The sequence below is a fragment of the Cellulomonas sp. S1-8 genome, assembly GCF_026184235.1.
Classification (GTDB): Bacteria; Actinomycetota; Actinomycetes; order Actinomycetales; family Cellulomonadaceae; genus Cellulomonas.
Genome location: NZ_CP110806.1, coordinates 3,393,955 through 3,412,692, shown reverse-complemented (window position 1 = coordinate 3,412,692; position 18,738 = coordinate 3,393,955). Strand labels below are relative to the sequence as shown.

13 protein-coding genes are annotated in these 18,738 nt (G+C 75.0%); 6 read left to right on the top strand and 7 right to left on the bottom strand.

Annotated features, from left to right (window positions below; genetic code table 11):
* Positions 1 to 56: 56 nt before the first annotated feature.
* Positions 57 to 2,690, bottom strand: coding sequence for a DEAD/DEAH box helicase (locus OKX07_RS15425; protein WP_265628873.1), 2,634 nt, complete (start codon positions 2,688 to 2,690; stop codon positions 57 to 59).
* A 195-nt stretch (positions 2,691 to 2,885) separates the two neighbouring features.
* Between OKX07_RS15425 and OKX07_RS15420 the strand changes: the two genes are divergently transcribed.
* From OKX07_RS15420 to OKX07_RS15405, 4 genes are all read left to right on the top strand, one after another.
* The gene (locus OKX07_RS15420) at positions 2,886 to 3,680 is read left to right on the top strand and encodes a LamB/YcsF family protein (protein WP_265628872.1); all 795 of its coding nucleotides are present in this window, start codon (positions 2,886 to 2,888) and stop codon (positions 3,678 to 3,680) included.
* Positions 3,677 to 5,362, top strand: coding sequence for an urea amidolyase family protein (locus OKX07_RS15415; RefSeq protein WP_265628871.1), 1,686 nt, complete (start codon positions 3,677 to 3,679; stop codon positions 5,360 to 5,362). Before OKX07_RS15420 ends, OKX07_RS15415 begins: the two co-directional genes overlap by 4 nt.
* Positions 5,363 to 5,559: 197 nt before the next feature.
* A complete protein-coding gene (locus tag OKX07_RS15410) occupies positions 5,560 to 7,386 on the top strand; it encodes a ribonucleoside triphosphate reductase (protein WP_265628870.1) in 1,827 nt (608 codons plus the stop codon).
* Complete coding sequence (locus OKX07_RS15405) at positions 7,383 to 8,081, top strand: anaerobic ribonucleoside-triphosphate reductase activating protein (RefSeq protein ID WP_265628869.1); 699 nt, start codon at positions 7,383 to 7,385, stop codon at positions 8,079 to 8,081. Before OKX07_RS15410 ends, OKX07_RS15405 begins: the two co-directional genes overlap by 4 nt.
* A 3-nt stretch (positions 8,082 to 8,084) precedes the next feature.
* Here the strand turns inward: OKX07_RS15405 and OKX07_RS15400 are convergent, their stop codons facing one another.
* The 4 genes from OKX07_RS15400 to OKX07_RS15385 form a co-directional block, all read right to left on the bottom strand.
* Positions 8,085 to 9,308: a hypothetical protein gene (locus OKX07_RS15400; protein WP_265628868.1), complete on the bottom strand. Its 1,224-nt coding sequence runs from the start codon at positions 9,306 to 9,308 to the stop codon at positions 8,085 to 8,087.
* A complete protein-coding gene (locus tag OKX07_RS15395) occupies positions 9,305 to 9,850 on the bottom strand; it encodes a sigma-70 family RNA polymerase sigma factor (protein ID WP_265628867.1) in 546 nt (181 codons plus the stop codon). The genes OKX07_RS15400 and OKX07_RS15395 overlap by 4 nt, the downstream gene beginning before the upstream one ends.
* 184 nt (positions 9,851 to 10,034) lie before the next feature.
* The gene (locus tag OKX07_RS15390; protein WP_265628866.1) at positions 10,035 to 11,195 is read right to left on the bottom strand and encodes a hypothetical protein; all 1,161 of its coding nucleotides are present in this window, start codon (positions 11,193 to 11,195) and stop codon (positions 10,035 to 10,037) included.
* Positions 11,192 to 11,764 (bottom strand): SigE family RNA polymerase sigma factor, encoded by a 573-nt coding sequence (locus OKX07_RS15385; protein WP_265628865.1) that lies wholly within the window; start codon positions 11,762 to 11,764, stop codon positions 11,192 to 11,194. Before OKX07_RS15385 ends, OKX07_RS15390 begins: the two co-directional genes overlap by 4 nt.
* A 269-nt stretch (positions 11,765 to 12,033) precedes the next feature.
* Here OKX07_RS15385 and OKX07_RS15380 point away from each other — a divergent pair, with 269 nt between their 5' ends.
* Both OKX07_RS15380 and OKX07_RS15375 read left to right on the top strand, forming a co-directional pair.
* Complete coding sequence (locus OKX07_RS15380) at positions 12,034 to 12,369, top strand: STAS domain-containing protein (RefSeq protein WP_265628864.1); 336 nt, start codon at positions 12,034 to 12,036, stop codon at positions 12,367 to 12,369.
* 165 nt (positions 12,370 to 12,534) lie between these two features.
* A complete protein-coding gene (locus OKX07_RS15375) occupies positions 12,535 to 14,826 on the top strand; it encodes a sodium-translocating pyrophosphatase (protein ID WP_265628863.1) in 2,292 nt (763 codons plus the stop codon).
* 84 nt (positions 14,827 to 14,910) lie between these two features.
* Here the strand turns inward: OKX07_RS15375 and OKX07_RS15370 are convergent, their stop codons facing one another.
* Both OKX07_RS15370 and OKX07_RS15365 read right to left on the bottom strand, forming a co-directional pair.
* Positions 14,911 to 15,603, bottom strand: coding sequence for a hypothetical protein (locus OKX07_RS15370; RefSeq protein WP_265628862.1), 693 nt, complete (start codon positions 15,601 to 15,603; stop codon positions 14,911 to 14,913).
* Between the two features lie 122 nt (positions 15,604 to 15,725).
* The gene (locus OKX07_RS15365; RefSeq protein ID WP_265628861.1) at positions 15,726 to 18,734 is read right to left on the bottom strand and encodes a glycosyl hydrolase; all 3,009 of its coding nucleotides are present in this window, start codon (positions 18,732 to 18,734) and stop codon (positions 15,726 to 15,728) included.
* Between the last annotated feature and the right edge of the window lie 4 nt (positions 18,735 to 18,738).

Genomic DNA, 18,738 nt, shown 5'->3' with positions numbered 1-18,738 from the left:
GGGCGATCCAGCACCGTCCCCCGGGGCTGGATCGCCCCCTCGGCAGCTGGGCGGAGTCAGGGGGTGGCGTGGGAGAGGACCGTGGTGAGCAGGCGCAACGCCGCTGCCTTGTCGAGGGGGTCGTTGCCGTTGCCGCACTTGGGGGACTGCACGCACGCGGGGCAACCGGTCGGGCACGGGCACGCGGCGATCGCGTCGCGGGTCGCGGTCAGCCATGTGGCGCCCAGCTCGAAGCCACGTTCGGCGAAGCCCGCGCCGCCCGGGTGGCCGTCGTGCACGAAGACCGTGGCATGACCGGTGTCGGGGTGGACGAGCGTCGACAGCCCGCCCAGGTCCCACCGGTCGCACGTCGCGAGCAGCGGCAGCAGACCGATGGACGCGTGCTCGGCGGCGTGCAGCGCACCCGGCGCCACCTCGAGGGTCACGCCCGCCGCGGCCAGCACCTCGGGCGGGGCGGTCCACCAGACCGCGGTCGTGCGCAGCGTGCGCGCCGGCAGGTCGAGGTCGTGGGTGGACAGCACCTGCAGGTCGGGGATGCGTCGGCGCTGGTAGCCGACGACCTGCGTCGTGACGTCCACCTGCCCGTAGCACCACGTGACCGGGCCCCACGCGACCTCGTGCTCGACGTCGACGACCGTCGTCGAGGTCACCCAGGTCGCCCACGTGCCGTGGTCCACGTCGCGGCGCGTCGCCAGCGCCACACCGTCGGCGAGGTGCAGCTCGTCGACGACGAACGTCGCCCCGAGGTGCACGTACACCGCACCGGGATGCACGGTCGCGTCGGCTGACGCGGCGTCGACCGTGCCCAGCAACCGTCCCGTCGTGCTCTCGACGACGCGCACGGGGTCCCCGCCCGCGCCACGCAGGTCCGTCATGCGGCTCGCCGGCTCGGCGTGCGTCCAGTACCAGCCCGACGTGCGTCGACGCAGGATGCCGCGCTCGGTGAGCTCGGCCAGCAGCGCGGGCGCGCGCGGACCGAACAGGTCGAGCTCCTCGGCCCGCAGGGGCCGCTCGGCGGCGGCCGCGCACAGGTGCGGTGCCAGGACGTACGGGTTGCCGGGGTCGAAGACGGTCGCCTCGACGGGGGCGTCGAGCGCCGCCTCGGGGTGGTGCACGAGGTAGGTGTCCAGGGGGTCCTCGCGCGCGACGAGCACGACGAGCCCGTCGGCGCCGGCGCGTCCCGCACGGCCGGCCTGCTGCCACAGCGACACGCGCGTCCCCGGCCAGCCCGCGATGAGCACGGCGTCCAGCCCGGAGATGTCGACGCCCAGCTCGAGGGCGTTGGTGGTGGCCAGCGCGCGCAGGTGCCCGGCGCGGATCGCGCGCTCGAGGGCGCGGCGCTCCTCCGGCAGGTACCCGCCGCGGTACGACGACACGAGCGACGGCAGCGTCGGGTCGACCGCCGCGAGGTGGTCACGGGTCGCGGCGGCCACGGACTCCGCGCCGCGGCGAGACCGCGTGAACGCCAGCACCCGCGCACCGGCGGCGACCAGATCGGCGAGCAGGTCCGCGACCTCGGCGGTCGCGGTGCGCCGCGGCCGGTCGCGGGGCACGGCGACCAGCCGCTCACCGGTCCCGAGCGGTCCCGAACCCTCGCGTGCCGTGCCGTCGGAAGCCGTCGCGGCAGCCGGCCCGTCGTCCGCGGGGGTGCCCGGCGGGGAGGCGGTGCGCCCGCCGACGGCCGGCTCGCCGAACCCCGCGGCCTCGCCCGGGGGCGGCTCGTCGGGCGACGGCTCCTCCGCCGGGCCGCCGGCCCCCGGGTCACCCGCCGGCACGGTGATGACCGTCGCCCACGGGTCCTCGGCCGGCAGCAGCGCGGCCCACGGGCCGTCGCCCCCGGGCAGCTCGGGGGGCTGCCACAGCACGACGGTCTTGCGCCCGGCCGGGGAGGTGTCCGTGGTCACCGCGTGCACGTCCCGGGGGTCGACGCCCAGCAGCCGCCCGGCGCTGACGGCCGGGTCCGACGTCGTCGCCGACGCGAGCACGACGACGGGCGACGCGCCGTAGGCCGCCGCGAGCCTGCGCAGCCGCCGCAGCACGAGCGCGACGTGCGCACCGAACACGCCGCGGAACGCGTGGCACTCGTCCACGACGACGTACGCCAGCGACGCGAGCAGCCGCGCCCACGACGCGTGCGCCGGCAGGAGCGCGAAGTGCAGGAAGTCCGGGTTGGTCAGGACGACGTCGGCGTACTCCCGCACCCAGCGCCGCTCGTCGCGGGAGGTGTCCCCGTCGCAGGTCGCGACCCGCACGTCGCGGGTGCCTGCCGCGACGAGCAGCCGCTCCAGCGCGGCGAGCTGGTCGGCGGCGAGGGCCTTGGTCGGGCTGAGGTAGAGCACGGTGGGGCGGCGCGTGGCGGACTCGATGCGGCCCGGGTCCAGCAGCGCACCCGCGGCGGCGCGTCGCACGGCCGACAGCGCCGGCAGCCAGAACGCGAGCGACTTGCCGGACCCCGTCGACGTGGCGAGGACGGTGTGCCGGCCCGACCACGCCGCGTCGGCGGCGTCGACCTGGTGCGCCCACGGCCGCTCGACACCCAGTGCCCGATACCCGCGCACGAGGTCCTCGTCGGCCCACGCGGGCCAGTCCGCGCGGACGCCCTCGCGCGCCGGCAGGTGCCGCACGTGGGTCGCCCGGTCGGCTCGCCGGCCACCGGCGAGCAGCACGTCGAGCAGCTCGCCGGGACCCACCCGTCGATCCTCCCACCACCCATCGTCTCGCCCGACGAGCGGAACCTGGCTCACCGATGGGGTGCGATTCCCGTGAGTGAGGTTCCGCTCGGCCGGGGGGCGGCGAGGGCTGGATCGCTCTCGCGGCAGTCGGGGTGTGCTGGATTGCTCTCTCGCGGCCTTGGGTGGGTGGGGACGGTGGGGGAGGATCGGGGGGTGGTGGTCATCGACCTGAACGCGGACCTCGGTGAGGGTGACGGGCCGTGGCGGCTCGAGCCGCCCGCGGACGACGCGCTGCTCGACCTCGTGACCAGCGCCAACGTCGCCGCCGGGTACCACGGCGGGGACGCCGTGACGATGGCCGCGACGTGCGCCGGGGCGCTCGCTCGCGGTGTCGCGATCGGCGCCCACCCGTCGTACGACGACCGCGAGGGCTTCGGCCGTCGTCCGGTGGACGTCGCGGCCGACGTCCTGCGCGCGCAGGTCGCCCACCAGGTGGGCGGCCTGATCGCGGTCGCGCGGTCGGTCGGGGCGCGCGTCACGCACGTCAAGCCGCACGGGGCGCTCTACCACGCGGCCGCGCACGACGAGGCGCACGCGGGAGCGGTCGTCGAGGCGGTCCTCTCCGTCGACCCGACGCTCGCGGTGCTGGGCATGCCGGGGTCGCGCGTCCTCGCGCTCGCGGCCGACGCGGGCCTGCGCACGGTCGTCGAGGCGTTCGTCGACCGCGGGTACCGCGCCGACGGTTCGCTCGTGCCCCGCACGGAACCCGGTGCGCTGGTGACCGACCCGGCGGTGGCGGCCGAGCGTGCCGTGCGGCTCGCGGTCGACGGCGTGGTCGTCGCGGTCGACGGCACGCCGGTGCACCTGCGCCCCGACTCGCTGTGCGTCCACTCCGACACCCCCGGTGCCGCCGCGCTCGCCGTGGCGGTCCGGCACGCGCTGCAAGCGGCCGGGGTCGTCGTGCGCCCCTTCGGCCCGGTCGCTGCGGCGGGTCCGGCCGGGGCATGAGCCCGGGCGACCCCGGCTCGGTGCGCGTCGTGCGCTACGGCGGCGACGCGGTGCTCGTCGAGCTCCCGGGATCGGGGGCCGTGCGCGCGCTCGACTCCCGGCTGCGTGCCCTGGCCGTGCCGGGGGTCGTCGACGTCGTGCCGGCCGCACGCACCGTGCTGGTGCGGGGGGACGCCCGCACGCGCGACGCGTGGGCGGCGACGGTGGCCGACGCCGCCCGGCAGGCGGGGGCCGGTGACGGGTCCGTCGCCGACGTCCGCACGATCGACGTGCGCGTGGTCTACGACGGCGAGGACCTCGACGACGTCGCGGCGCTGACGGGCACGAGCGTGGACGAGGTCGTCGCGCGGCACCTCGCCGGCGGGCCGGGTGGCTACCGCGTCGCGTTCGGCGGGTTCATGCCGGGGTTCGCGTACGTCGTCGGGCTGGACCCGCGGCTGCAGGTGCCGCGCCTCGACAGCCCGCGGACGCGCGTCCCGGCCGGGTCGGTCGCGGTGGCGGGCGAGTTCACGGCCGTGTACCCGACGGCGACGCCGGGCGGGTGGCGGCTGCTCGGCCGCACCGACCTGGCGATGTTCGACGTCGCGCGCGGGACCGCCGGTGCGGCGCTGCTCGCGCCGGGTGACGCCGTGCGGTTCGTCCGGGCGGCCGCCGCACCCGTGCAGGGCGCGCCGACGCCCGCGCGTCCTGCCGCCGACGCAGCGGCCGTCCGCGAGGAGAGCCCGGAGGAGCGCGCGTCGCCGACGCACGAGGACGGGTCCCCGACCCGGGTGGACCGTGCACCCGAGGCTGCACCGCCCGCACCGCTGCCGTCAGCCCTGACGGTCGTCGCGCCGGGCCCGCTCACGCTCGTCGAGGACCTCGGACGGGCCGGCCTGGCGGCGGTGGGCGTGCCGCGGTCCGGTGCGGCGGACCCGACGGCGCTCGCCCGCGCGAACCGGCTCGTCGGCAACCGCCGCGACGCCGCCGGGCTCGAGGTGCTGCTCGGCGGACTGGTCGCCACGTTCGGTGCGACGACGGCGTTCGCGCTGGTCGGCGCGGTCGTCGACGCGGACCTCGACGGCACGCCGGTGCCCGTCGGTGCGGCGGTGCGGGCACCCGCGGGCGCGACGCTCACGCTCGGCGCCCCGGCGCGCGGCCTGCGGACCTGGCTCGCGGTGCGCGGCGGGCTCGACGTGCCGCGCGTCCTGGGGTCGCGCTCGCGGGACGTCCTGTCGGGGCTCGGTCCACCGCCCGTGCGCGCCGGCGACGTGCTCGCGTACGGGACGGCGTTCGACGGCCTGCCCGCGCTCCCGGTCGACCTCACCCCCGACCCGACCGCGACGGCCGATGCCGGCCCCGTGGTCCTGCTGCCGGCCGTCCCCGGGCCGCGCCTCGACCACCTCGACGACGCGGGCCGGGCCCGCCTGTGGCGGCAGGTGTGGACGGTGACGGCCGACAGCAACCGCGTCGCGGTGCGCCTCGACGGCTCGCCGCTGTCGCGGGCGGGGGCCGGCGAGCTCGCGTCGGAGGGCGTGGTCCTCGGTGCGGTGCAGGTGCCGCACGACGGGCTGCCGGTGCTCTTCGGGCCCGACCACCCGGTGACGGGCGGCTACCCGGTCGTCGCGGTGCTGACGCCCGTCGGGGTCGCCCGCGCCGCGCAGCTGCGCCCGGGCGACCGCGCCCGCCTGACCCCGCCCTGACCCCGCCTGACCCCGGCCGGAACCGGCCGCAGATCACCCGCCGTGCGGGACGTAGGTCCCGCACCCGGTACCCCGGTTCACGACGCGCCGAGCAACATGTGGTGCGACACGCGTGTCATGCCACCACATCTAGTGGTGGGGAGGGTCGACTGGGTGTTCTGCTCGAGCCGTCATCCCGTCGTGGAGGAGAACCCCGCATGTCCCAGCCCACCGCCCCGCACCGACCGATGGTCGACGTCGTCTCGTCGATCGACGAGTACCTCGACCGCAGCGACTGGCGCGTGAACGCCAACGCCAACCAGGGGTACTCGCTCGGCGGGCTGATCCTCAACACGTCGGGCAAGGTCATCGCCAACTACTGGCTGAGCAAGGTGTACCCGCCGGCGGTGGGGGAGGCGCACCGCGACGGGTCGCTGCACATCCACGACCTCGACATGCTGTCCGGCTACTGCGCCGGCTGGTCGCTGCGCACGCTGCTGCAGGAGGGCCTCAACGGTGTCCCCGGCAAGGTCGAGGCGCGCCCGCCGCGCCACTTCAGCGCCGCGATCGGGCAGATCGTGAACTTCCTCGGCACGATGCAGAACGAGTGGGCGGGCGCGCAGGCGTTCAGCAGCTTCGACACGTTCATGGCGCCGTACGTGCGGTTGGACGACCTGTCGTACACCGAGGTCCGGCAGGGCATCCAGGAGCTGATCTACAACCTCAACGTCCCGTCGCGGTGGGGCACGCAGACGCCGTTCACCAACCTGACGTTCGACTGGACGTGCCCGGCGGACCTCGCGGACCAGACGCCGTTCGTCGCCGACGAGCCGTGCGACTTCACGTACGGCGACCTGCAGGTCGAGATGGACATGATCAACCGGGCGTACATGGAGATCATGACCGAGGGCGACGCGTCGGGCCGCGTGTTCACGTTCCCCATCCCGACGTACAACATCACCAAGGACTTCCCGTGGGAGTCGGAGAACGCGCAGCGGCTGTGGGCGATGACCGCCAAGTACGGCCTGCCGTACTTCCAGAACTTCATCAACTCCGACATGGAGCCGGGCGACGTGCGGTCGATGTGCTGCCGCCTGCAGCTGGACCTGCGTGAGCTGCTCAAGCGCGGCAACGGCCTGTTCGGCTCGGGCGAGCAGACCGGCTCCATCGGGGTCGTCACCATCAACTGCGCCCGCCTGGGCTTCCTGCACCCCGGCGACGAGGACGGCCTCCTGGCCGACCTCGACCGCCTGATCGACCTGGCGCGCACGTCCCTGGAGCTCAAGCGCACGACCGTGCAGCGCCTCATGGACGACGGCCTGTTCCCGTACTCGCGCCGGTACCTCGGCTCGCTGGGCAGCCACTTCTCGACGATCGGCGTCAACGGGCTGAACGAGATGGTCCGCAACTTCAGCGGGGGCCGCGAGGACATCACGGACGAGCGCGGTCACGCGATGGCGCTGCGCGTCCTCGACCACGTCCGGGCCCGGATGGTCGAGGCCCAGGAGTCGACGGGCAACCTCTACAACCTCGAGGCGACGCCCGCGGAGGGCACGACGTACCGGTTCGCCAAGGAGGACCGCAAGCGGTACCCGGCGATCCTGCAGGCGGGCACGTTCGAGCACCCGTACTACACCAACTCCTCGCAGCTGCCGGTGGGCTTCACCGACGACCCGTTCGAGGCGCTCGAGCGCCAGGACGAGCTGCAGACCCGGTACACGGGCGGCACGGTCCTGCACCTGTACATGTCGGAGCGCATCTCGACCCCGGAGGCGTGCCGCGAGCTGGTGCGGCGCGCGCTGACCCGGTTCCGCCTGCCGTACCTGACGGTCACGCCGACGTTCTCGATCTGCCCGGCGCACGGGTACCTGTCCGGGGAGCACCCGGTGTGCCCGACGTGCGAGGAGGACGGCGTCGTCACGACCTGCGAGGTGTGGACGCGCGTCATGGGGTACCACCGGCCGGTCAGCTCGTTCAACATCGGCAAGCAGGGTGAGCACGAGGAGCGGGTGCCGTTCCTCGAGCCTGCGGGCGTGCCGTCGTGACGGCCGCGTCGACGGGGGCGTGGGAGGGCCGGGCGACGTCCCTGCAGATCGCGGGCCTGACGCCGCTGTCCACCGTCGACTGGCCCGGCCGGCTGGTCGCCACCGCGTTCCTGCAGGGGTGCCCGTGGCGGTGCACGTACTGCCACAACAGCGCGATCCTCGACCCGACCGTCCCGGGCGTCGTGGCCTGGTCGGACGTCATGGGCCTGCTGCGCCGGCGGCGCGGCCTGCTCGACGGGCTCGTGCTGTCCGGCGGGGAGCCGACGCGCCAGGCCGGGGTCGTGGCCGCGGCGCGCGAGGCCAAGGAGGCCGGCTTCCTCGTGGGCCTGCACACCGCGGGCGCGTACCCGGCGCGCCTGCCGGGCCTGCTGCGTCACGTCGACTGGGTGGGGCTGGACATCAAGGCCCCCGCCCACCTGTACCGCGCGATCACCCGCACGGGGGACGGGGCGACCGCCGCGGGCAAGGCGTTCGCGGCGCTGCGGATCGTCCTGGACAGCGGGGTCGACGTGCAGGTCCGGACGACCGTCGACCCGACGGTGCTGACCGACGCCGACGTCGCGGAGCTCACCGCGGCACTGGCCGACATGGGGGTGCGGGACCACGTGCTGCAGCAGGTGCGGCCCGACGGCGCGACCGACGAGTACGCGCAGGCGCTCGCGGGGGTCCCGCGCGAGCGCCTGCACCGGGGGTGAGGGTCACTCCAGCGTGAGGGGCCACGGCCCGTGGACGAGCCGCACGTCGGTGCGGTCGCCCTCGGGTCCGTCCGTCCCTGCCGGTGTGGTGAGGAACAGCTCCATCGCCACCCACACCTCGTACTCACCGGGGGGCAGCGGGTCCCCGTCGGAGGTGCTCACGTGCTCGCCGACGCCGAGCGTCGTGCAGTCGTGCAGCGCGGTCCACGCGTCGAAGCCGATCGACGTGCCGGGCGACATGGTCGCGTCGAGCCCGAGGTCGTCCGAGGCACCCGGGACCCCGACGACCCGCCCGTCGCGCGTGAGCAGCACGTCGGGGTGGCCCGTCCACCCGGCGACGGCGGCGGTGCCCTCGTTGGTCGCGGTCACGGTGAACCGCAGGTCCGCACCTGCCGCGGCGACGGGCGGCACGTCGGCGTCGAGGGTGACGGCGAACGGGTTCGCCTCCGGTCCGGCGATCGCGGCGAGCTCGGCCGCGTCCCCGCCGCACTCGTCGGGGAGCGGCGCGTCCACGCCCTCGTCCTCGGTGACCGTCACCGGCCACGTCCGCGACACCACGGTCGAGGCGTTGCGCCCGTCGGGCGCCCGCCAGTCGACCGTCTGCGCGACCACGAGGTCGTACTCCCCGGCGGGGACCCGCGGGTCCCCGCCGCCGTCGGGGTACTGCGCGCAGGAGACGATGCCCGTGCCGAAGGACCAGACGGACGTGCCCGGTGCGGGGGGATCCTGACGCAGCTCCGGCTCGTGCACCACGACCGGGGCGGCGTCGTCCTCCACGCCGACCACGACGCCGTCCCGCAGGAGCGAGACCTCGGTCCCCGCCTGGTGCACCTCGGCGACGGCCCCGGGGTCGGCGCTCACCGACGTGGTGACGAGAGCGACGCGGTCGGCGCCGATCGTGGCGCGCGCGTTCTCGATCGTCACGGACAGCGGTCCCGCGTCGTCGGCGCCCTCGGTGCCGGTCACGGACGCACCGCACCGCGTGAACTGCGCGGGCCAGTCGCCCTGCGCCACGGCGGGCCCACGTCCCGACCCCCCGAGCGCCCAGGGCACGGCCAGCGCCACGGCGGCGACGCCCGTCAGGGCCACCGCACCGCGCGCGGCCGCTCGGGTGCGCCGCGAACGGCGGACCCGGGTGCGGACGAGGCCGAGCGGCACCTCGTAGGTCGCACCCGCCCGCTCGGCGTCGTCCAGCGCGTCGTCCAGAGGGTGGCGGTCCGTGCTCATCGTGCCTCCCGGGCGTGGACGACGACGTGCTCGCCGTCGTCGGGCAGCGGCCCCAGCCGGGTCGCGAGCTTGGCGGACGCTGTCGACAGGTACCGCTTGACGGTGCCGACGGCCAGGCCCATGCGGTCCGCGACGTCCGGCACGGTGAGGTCCTCGACGTGCCGCAGCACCACCGCGACCCGCTCCTGCGGCGCGAGCGTCGCCAGGGCGTCCTGCACCGCCGCACCCGTCGTGACGGCCGCCGCCGGGTCGCGGGCGGCCTCGTCCCCGGGGACGTGCAGCAGGTGCCGCACCGTGGCCCACCGCTGCCGCCGACGCAGCGCGTCGAGGTGCCCGCGCAGGATCGCCGCACGGACGTACGCCTCGGCGTGGCCGACGTCGGTGCCGGCCCGCAGCCGGGCGAACGTGCGGACCAGCGCGTCCTGCACCAGGTCCTCGGACGTCCGCGGGTCGCCGCACAGCAGGTACGCGTACCCGAACAGCGCGCGACCCCGCTCGCGCGCGAGCACGCCCAGCACGTCGTCGTCCGCGGCCTCGCGCACGCCTCACCTCCCCGGACCGCCGGGCTCGTCCCGGCGGTGACGGGCGGGACCCGTCACGAGCCAGGACGCGCGACGCCCGGGAAACGTTGTACCCGACGCCGCGTCGGGTGCGCGGTCGCCGGGCGGGTGGTCGGGCAGGTCGTGCGCGGGTGGACCGGTCGTGGGTGGCCCGGTCGAGGGTCGGTCAGGACGTCGGCGTCAGGACGTACACGACCGACGGCTCGGCGTCGGGCGTCTGCGACGCCACGACCCGGACGAGCCAGCCCGGCACCGCCACGCCGGACACCCACGGCGCGGAGCCCACGGGGCCGGTCGCCGACGGCGGCCCGGGCAGGCCCGCCCCCGTGCTGTCGACGTACAGCGCCACCCGGGACAGGAGATCGGCCGCGAGCCGCGCACGGTCGTCCCCGAGCGTCACGACCTCGGCGGCCCAGCCGTCACCATGGCGGTGCGCCGCGACCACCCGACCGTCGACGAGCGGCACGGTGCGGGGGAAGCCGTCGGGCAGGTCGGTGGCCGTCGGCACGTCGGACGCGACGGTCAGGGCCCACGGTCCGGCCGAGCCGCGGGCGGCACCCAGCGAGTCGACCGTGGTCACCCACACGTCGTACTCGCCGAGCGGGAGCCCGCCCGAGCCGTCGCACGCCACGAGGTCCAGCGGCACGCGCTGCGCCACGTCGATCGTGCCCTGCTCGTCCGGGAGCGTGTCCCACCACACGTCGCCCTCGGGCTCGAGCCCGTACACGGCCCGGGGGTCCGTGCCGGCCCACGGCTCCGCCAGACCGACCTCGTGCCGCAGGACGTTCGGGACGGACGTGATCGTCGTGTCGAGCCGGTACTGGGCGCTCCCCAGGACGACGTCGTCCTGGGAGACCAGGAGCCGCAGCCGCGAGGGGTCGGTCATGCCGACCGGCAGCTGGGAGACCGCGACCTGCAGGTCGGCGACGCCGCCCTGCCACGTGCCCAGACCGATGCCGGCACGCGCCGCGTCGACGCCCGAGGTGCCGTTGGCCGCCACGTACCCGAGCTCGACGCTCAGCACGTCCGACGGGCCCGTCGGCAGCGTCGCCACCGACGACCGGCAGGTGCCGGGAGCGGCGTCGGGGTCCGCCGCGGGGCTGATCTCCTGCGTCGTCAGGTACGGCCCGGCGAGGGCCACCGCGCCGACCGCGCTCGCGGCCACCCCGGCCGTCCCGGCGCCGCGCACGGCCCGCCGCCGTCGGACGCGGGCAGCGAGCCGCTGCACCGTCAGGGTCGTCGCGCCGTCGTCGGGGTCGCCGAACGCGGTCGTGTCCCCCGCGGCGTCGGCCACGTCGCGCAGCGCGAGGTGCAGGCGTGTGCTCATCGTGAACTCCGGAGGGTGACGAGGACGTCCTCGGTGTGGGCCGCGGGCTCGTCGGCGTCGTCGTCGAGCGAGCCCAGGCGGGTCTCGAGCGTGCGGGTGGCGTCGGACAGGTACCGCTTGACGGTGCCGACGGACAGGGACAGCGCGTCGGCGACCTGCGCCACCGTCATGTCCTCGAAGTGGCGCAGGACGATGCACGCGCGCTCGCGGGGCGGCAGGAGCGCGAGCGCCTGCTGCACGGCCAGCCGCGTGGTCACGACGGGCTCGGGGCCCGCGTGGGGCCCGTCGGGCGGCGACGGCTCGGGCACGGCGGCGAGGTGCCGGATCGTCGCCCAGTGGCGCCGACGACGGAAGCCGTCGACGTACGTCGTGAGGATCGCGCGCCGCACGTACGCCTCCGCGGACGCGACCTCCCGCGTGCCGCGACCGCGCGTGAACGTCCGGACCAGCGCGTCCTGGACGAGGTCCTCGGCCTCGCGCGTGTCACCCGTCAGCAGGTACGCGTAGCCCACGAGCGCGCGGCCGCGGGTGCGGACGAGCTCGTCCAGCGCGTCCTGCCAAGGGGTCACGGTGCTCCTGTCGTCGGTCCGGGGCGGGGCGCGGCGCGTGCCCCTCCACCCATGGTGACGAACGACGGGCCCGAAAGGTTGGGTCCGTCACCCGATCGTGACCGGGCAGGGGGTGAGGTTCCCGAGCACGCGTGGCGCGCACGTCCGCGCCGCCGGACGGGCACGGCGCGCAGAACCTCGCCCCCTCGGTACACCTCCCGGTGCGGACGGGGTGCTTCAATGCAGACAGATGACCGTGATGCCGACGGGGCGAACGAGGGAGAACGGCGATGGACGTGCAGGTCACCACCGAGGACGTCGGTGTGCGCACGGTCCTGCACGTCTCGGGTGAGATCGACGTCGCGTCCGCGGACCGGCTGCGTGAACGCACCACGCTGCTCGTCGCCCAGGGCCGCACGGATCTCGTCGTCGACCTCACCGGCGTGACGTTCCTGGACTCCACCGGGCTGGGCCTGCTGGTCGGCACCCTCAAGCGCGTGCGCACCCTCGGCGGCGACCTGGTCCTCGTCGTGGACTCCGAGCGCCTGCTCAAGGTCTTCCGCATCACGGGTCTGACGCAGGTCTTCGACATCCGCGAGACGGTGGCCGACGCGCTCGGTTCGTAGCGCGTCCGCACCGCGTCCGCACCGTGAGGTGCGTCGCTCGGTGTCCGAGTTGTGGCGGCGTGCGACCTGCGTCACACCCGCCGCTAGACTCACCGCGTCCGTCGGCAACGGGGCTGGACGGCGGGGTGCGCTCAGGGGGTCGCACCGGCGTGTCGAGGAGGACGTATGCAGCTCGGTGCCACGAGCATCACGATCGTCGCGGCGATCGCCGTGATCGGCCTGGCGGCCCTCGTGGTCGCCGCAGTGCTCCGTCGTCAGGTGCTGGCCGCCGGCGAGGGCACGGCGTCGATGCAGGAGATCGCCCTGGCGGTGCAGGAGGGCGCCTCGGCGTTCCTCAGCCGCCAGTTCCGCACGCTCGCCCTGTTCGCCGTCGTCGTCTGCGCGCTGCTGTTCCTGCTGCCGGGCGACAGCGGCGTGAAGATCGGTCGGTCGGTCTTCTTCCTCGTCGGTGCCGGGTTCTCGGCGGCCATCGGCTACCTGGGCATGTGGCTCGCCACGCGCGCCAACGTGCGCGTGGCCGCGGCCGCCTCAGGACCCGACGGCCGCGCGGAGGGCGCGCGGATCGCGTTCCGCACCGGGGGCGTCGTCGGCATGGCCGTCGTCGGCCTCGGCCTGCTGGGCGCCGCGCTCGTCGTGCTCGTCTACCGCGGCGAGGCGCCGGCGGTGCTCGAGGGCTTCGGCTTCGGTGCCGCGCTGCTCGCGATGTTCATGCGGGTCGGCGGCGGCATCTTCACCAAGGCCGCCGACGTGGGTGCGGACCTGGTCGGCAAGGTCGAGCAGGGCATCCCCGAGGACGACCCGCGCAACGCCGCCACCATCGCGGACAACGTCGGCGACAACGTGGGCGACTGCGCCGGGATGGCCGCGGACCTGTTCGAGTCCTACGCGGTGATGCTGGTCGCCGCGCTCATCCTCGGCCGGGCGGCGTTCGGCGAGGAGGGCATGGTGTTCCCGCTGATCGTCACCGCGGTGGGTGCGCTGGTCGCGGCCCTCGGCGTCGCGATCACCAAGGTGCGCGGCGACGAGAGCGGCCTGACGGCCATCAACCGCGGCTTCTACGTCTCCGCGCTCATCGGCGTGCTCCTCGCCGCGCTCGCCGCGTACGCCTACCTGCCCGCGTCGTTCGCGACGCTCACGGGCGGCACCGTCGGCCTCGAGGACCACGCGGGCGACCCGCGGCTCGTCGCGTCGGCGGCCGTGCTCATCGGCGTCGTCCTCGCGGGCATCATCCTGTGGGTCACCGGCTACTTCACGGGCACGACGAGCAAGCCGACGCTGCACGTCGCCCGGACCACGCTCACCGGACCCGCCACGGTCGTCCTGTCCGGCATCGGTGTCGGGTTCGAGTCCGCCGTGTACACCGCCGGCATCATCGCGGCCGCGATCTGCGGGGTGTTCCTGCTGGCCGGCGGGTCCGTGCCGCTCGCGCTGTTCCTCATCGCGCTCGCGGGCTGCGGCCTGCTGACGACCGTCGGTGTCATCGTCGCGATGGACACGTTCGGCCCGGTCAGCGACAACGCGCAGGGCATCGCGGAGATGTCGGGCGACGTGACCCCCGAGGGCGCGCAGATCCTCACCGACCTGGACGCCGTGGGCAACACCACCAAGGCCGTCACCAAGGGCATCGCGATCGCCACGGCCGTCCTGGCCGCGACCGCGCTGTTCGGGGCGTACGCCGACTCGGTACGGACCGCGCTCGAGGGCGTCACGGGCGACATCGGCGACGACCTCGTCGCGGCGATGATGACCTACGACATCATCAGCCCGATCACCCTCGTCGGCGTGATCCTCGGCGGGGCGACCGTGTTCCTGTTCTCGGGCCTGGCCATCGACGCGGTGACACGCGCCGCCGGTGCCATCGTCTTCGAGGTGCGCCGCCAGTTCCGTGAGAACCCCGGGATCATGACCGGCGAGGTGCGCCCCGAGTACGCCCGGGTGGTCGACATGTGCACGCGCGACTCGCTGCGCGAGCTCGCCACCCCGGGGCTCCTCGCGGCGTTCGCGCCGATCGCCGTCGGCTTCGGCCTCGGTGTGGGGCCGCTCGCGGGGTTCCTCGCCGGGGCCATCGGCTCGGGCGTCCTCATGGCGGTGTTCCTGTCGAACGCCGGCGGCACCTGGGACAACGCGAAGAAGATCATCGAGGACGGCCACTACGGCGGCAAGGGCTCGCCCGCGCACGCCGCCGCCGTCATCGGCGACACCGTCGGCGACCCGTTCAAGGACACCGCGGGCCCGGCGATCAACCCGCTCATCAAGGTGATGAACCTCGTGGCGCTGCTCATCGCCCCGGCCATCGTCGTGGTGTCGGTCGGCGACGGTGCCAACCACACGCTGCGCCTGACGATCGCGGTCATCGCCACGGCCATCGCGTTCGGTGCGGTCGTCGTCTCGCGGCTGCGCGCCGCGAAGGTCGACCGCGAGGGTCGCCTCGAGCACGAGACCCAGCTCGTCGGCTGACCCGTTCGTCCGCCGGGCCGGGGCCGGATCGACCTCTCACGACAGGGTCGATCCGGCCCCGCCCGCCCCGGGTGCGGGCGTCCGTCAGCGGCGCAGCACGTACGTGATGCTCACGGGGTCGGCGTCCTCGTCCTGCAGGACCGACATCTGCAGCGTGAGCCGGTCGGCGCCGCAGGACGCGGTCGATGCCGTCGGCGGCAGCACCTCGATCGCGTCCTCGGGGGTGCCGTCGGGGACCTCCAGGTCCTCGCCGTCCAGGGTCGCGGTCGTCGCGACCTCCAGCTCGCTGGTGTCGACGTCCGAGATCACCAGCGAGTCGGCGTCGAGTGCCCAGGCCCCCGTCAGGACCCCGGTCGAGACCGAGGACGAGGTCAGGTCGGAGTCGTCGGCGGACATCGCGACGGTCGACGAGGAGTCCACGGTCGACGTGAACCGGCCGCCCTCGGCGAACTCGTAGGTCGAGGTCCCCGTGACCTCCACCGTCACGGCGCCGCCGCCTGCCGAGGCCATCCGGCGCAGGTCGTCCTGCATGGCCGCCAGGTCGAGCTCCCAGGTGCCGAGCAGGCACTCCGCGGTGGCGGGCGCGAGCGGCTCGTCGTCGGACGCGTCGGCAGCCGGGGCCTCGCCGGCGGGAGCCTCCGTGGCGGGGGCCTCGGTGGCGGGAGTCGTCCCGTCGGTGGTCGCGGCCGGCTCGTCCCCGTCCTGCGAGCCGGCCGTGCAGGCCGTCAGGAGCAGTGCGGTCGTGGTCGCCAGGGCCAGGGCGGACGTGCGTCGCACGGGTCGTCCTCTCGTGGGGCGCGCGGTGCGCGTCGGACTCGTCGTCGGCCAACGTACGTCAGTGCGGGACGCCCGGTGCGCCGTGACCAGGACGCCCGCGCCGCAACCCCCACCCCCGCGTCTCAGCGCACCTCGACGTCGTCGAGCACGTGGCTGCCGGTGTTGAGGTAGAGGTTGATGCCCTTGACGTCGGCCAGCCCGGCCGCGCACTCGGGGGTCAGCGTGGTCAGGTCGAGCACGACGTCGCCGGCCGACGGGCCGTTCACCCAGCCGGCCTGCGCGGTCTCGCACCACGTCCACGACGGGCCGACCTGCAGCGCGAGCTTGGTGTCGAAGCCCGTGGTGGCGGGTGCGTCGACGACGAGCTGCGTCCGGCCCGTCAGGTCCCACGCGCCGGTGACGCCGACCCACGACCCGTCCGCGCCGGGCGCCTCGACCGCGAGCGCGCCGTCGGCCCCGGTCGCCGTGCCCGCCGCGGCGGTCCAGCCCTGCGCGCCGTCGGCGAAGTCGAACAGCACGACCGGGTCGAGCGGCGTGGGCAGGTGCTCGACCCGGTAGAGGTACCGGGCGAGGTCCTGGCGCAGGACGGGCCGCAGCACCCCGTACGTCGTGGCCGACCGGGGCTCGATCACACCGGTCTGCGTGGCCCACGCGATCGCGGCCCGGGCGGGGAACCTCGTCGGGACGTCGCGGAACTCCAGCGTGCTCGCGTCGACCTCCGGCTCGCCCGCGAGGCGGTACAGCCACAGGGCGGCGGTGGTGCGGTCCAGCGGCGCCGACGGCAGGAACAGGGGCAGCGCGCGGCTGTCCGTGATCTGCTCGGCGGCGAGCCACTCCACGGCGGCGTACGCGGGGTGCGAGCGCGGCACGTCCCAGTACGTGGGGCGGCGGACCGACGGCGTGGCGCCCTGCCCGGCGTACGCGTGGAGGACCGTCGCGGCCTCGTGCCGCGGCACGACGCGCTGCGGCCGGTACGTGCCGTCGGCGTACCCGTCGTCGAGTCCCCGGGCGTGCATCCACAGGATCTCGGTGGCGTACGGGTGGCCCGTGGGCACGTCGGAGAACAGCGGCGGCGGCTCGACGCCCGGCAGCGCGGCGATGTCGTCGACCACCAACGAGCCCGACGTGGCGCTGCCGTCGACCGCGTTGACGTAGACGTTGAGCTGGGTGATCGCGCGCAGGTCGTCGTCGGTGATCCGGCGGTCCGCGTTCGCGGTGTCCCAGGGCGCGGGGCGCCAGTCGACGAACGGGAGCGCGACGCGCTGCGGCTCGTCACCGGCGAGCGACGGGTACGCCTCGTAGCTGACGCCGCCCGCGACGAGCTGCACGACGAGCCGGTTGCCGGACCCGTCCGGGTCGTACCAGAGGCTGAGCTCGTTGAGGTCCGACCAGTCGCCGTCGAGCTGCTTGCCGATGCCCGTGTAGGTCTGGGTCGCGAAGTCGTAATCGAGACGCAGGGCCTGCTCGCCCCCGCCGACGCTGCCCGTCTCCAGCGCGATGTCGTTGGCGCCGTAGGTCACGTACTCGGCGCGCAGCGCGGTGTCGTCGCCGTAGCCCTCGAAGTCGTCGACGACCCCGGGGCCGAACGTGGGGCGGGGGCCGAGGACGACGTGCGCGGTGTCGGTGAGCACGACCTCGCCGTCGACGAGGACGTCGGCGGTGAACGTGCGGGTCGAGTTGTCGAGCAGCGCGGGCGGCAGGTCCAGCAGGGCCGTCCACCACAGGGCGCCGTCGGGCGTGAGGTCGACGACCGCGTCGGCCTCGGCCGCACCCGGGGCTGCGACGGTCACGCGCACCGCGTCCGCGTCCAGGTCAGCGACGCGCACCCGCAGGATCGTCGGCGAGGCGGCCACGCGCGACCCGTCAGCGGGGGACACCACGTGCACCAGCGGCGGGTGCGGCGTCGTCGCGACGTCCCGGCCGAAGACGTCGTCGCGGTCGAGGTCGCCCGACATGGCCGTGAACGGGTCGTCGACGAACGCCTGGAAGTCTGCGACGAGGGCGTCGTCGCCGACGGGCACGAAGTGCTGGCCCGCGTCGAAGTTCGCCCACGTCTGCAGGTAGGCGCTGCGCGACGCGCGCGGGTCGGCCTCGATCGCCGCGAGGACCTTCGTGAACCACGCCTCGGGGCTCGCACCGGACGTCCCGACGCCGCCGGTCACGCCGAACTCGGTGTACGCGGAGACCTTGCCCTTCGCGTCGGCGAGGTCGGCGATCATGCCGAGGTCCGCGACCAGCCCGTCGAGGAACGTCTGCGACCCCGTCGCGTCGTAGGCGTCGTACCCGAGCACGTCGACGAACGCGTCGCCGGGGTAGGTCCGCAGGTAGACGTCCGCGTCACCGCCGAACCCGCCGCCGGGGGAGAAGGAGTACAGGAAGTTCGACACGCCCTTGACGTCGCGCAGGTACTCCACGGTGTACCGGAAGAGCTCCTTGTACTCGCCCGGCGAGCCGAACGCGGCACCCCACCAGAACCACGAGCCCGCGTTCTCGTGCCAGGGCCGGAACACGATCGGGATGAGCTCGCCGTCCTCGTCGCGGACCTCGCCCGCGAGGGTCGCGATGTCGTCCAGGTAGGCGGTGAGCTCGGCGTTCTTCGCCCCGCCGGGCAGCACGGCGCGCAGCGCGTCGCCGGACGTGTCGTAGAACGACCCGCCGGTGGCGAAGTTCTCCATGTGCGCGCTGATGGTCTGCACGGCGCCGATGGCGTGCGCCTTCTCGATGTGGTCGGCGAAGGCCGCGATGTTCTCCTCGGTCGTCGCGTCCTGGCGGCCCGGGCGCTCGTCACCGGCCAGGATCAGGGTGTCCCAGCCGAACACGGCGGGGAAGTCTCCGTACGTGGTCGCCAGGTCCGACGTCGTCCCGTCCGGGTCGGTCAGCGTCAGGCCGAACGACGTCGTGTGCTGGTGGCCGACGAGGATCTGCTCGCCCCGCACGTCGTCGAGGTAGGCGAACAGCGAGCGCGTCGCGGCCGTCGCGCCGGGGTCGGCGATGTGCACGGCGGGCGCGGGCTCGGGGGACGGGGTGGTCGTCGGCGCGGCGGTCGCCGGGAGGGTGCCGGCGACGCCGACGGCGAGCGCGGCGGCAGCGGCGGCGAGGGTGCGCGCACGTCCGCGCATGGCGTGGTTCATCGTC

Coding starts and splice junctions, on each gene's coding strand:
- OKX07_RS15380 (WP_265628864.1), top strand. CDS start 12,034: ATGGACGTGCAGGTCACCACCGAGGACGTCGGTGTGCGCACGGTCCTG.
- OKX07_RS15375 (WP_265628863.1), top strand. CDS start 12,535: ATGCAGCTCGGTGCCACGAGCATCACGATCGTCGCGGCGATCGCCGTG.
- OKX07_RS15390 (WP_265628866.1), bottom strand. CDS start 11,195: ATGAGCACACGCCTGCACCTCGCGCTGCGCGACGTGGCCGACGCCGCG.
- OKX07_RS15415 (WP_265628871.1), top strand. CDS start 3,677: ATGAGCCCGGGCGACCCCGGCTCGGTGCGCGTCGTGCGCTACGGCGGC.
- OKX07_RS15365 (WP_265628861.1), bottom strand. CDS start 18,734: ATGAACCACGCCATGCGCGGACGTGCGCGCACCCTCGCCGCCGCTGCC.
- OKX07_RS15400 (WP_265628868.1), bottom strand. CDS start 9,308: ATGAGCACGGACCGCCACCCTCTGGACGACGCGCTGGACGACGCCGAG.
- OKX07_RS15410 (WP_265628870.1), top strand. CDS start 5,560: ATGTCCCAGCCCACCGCCCCGCACCGACCGATGGTCGACGTCGTCTCG.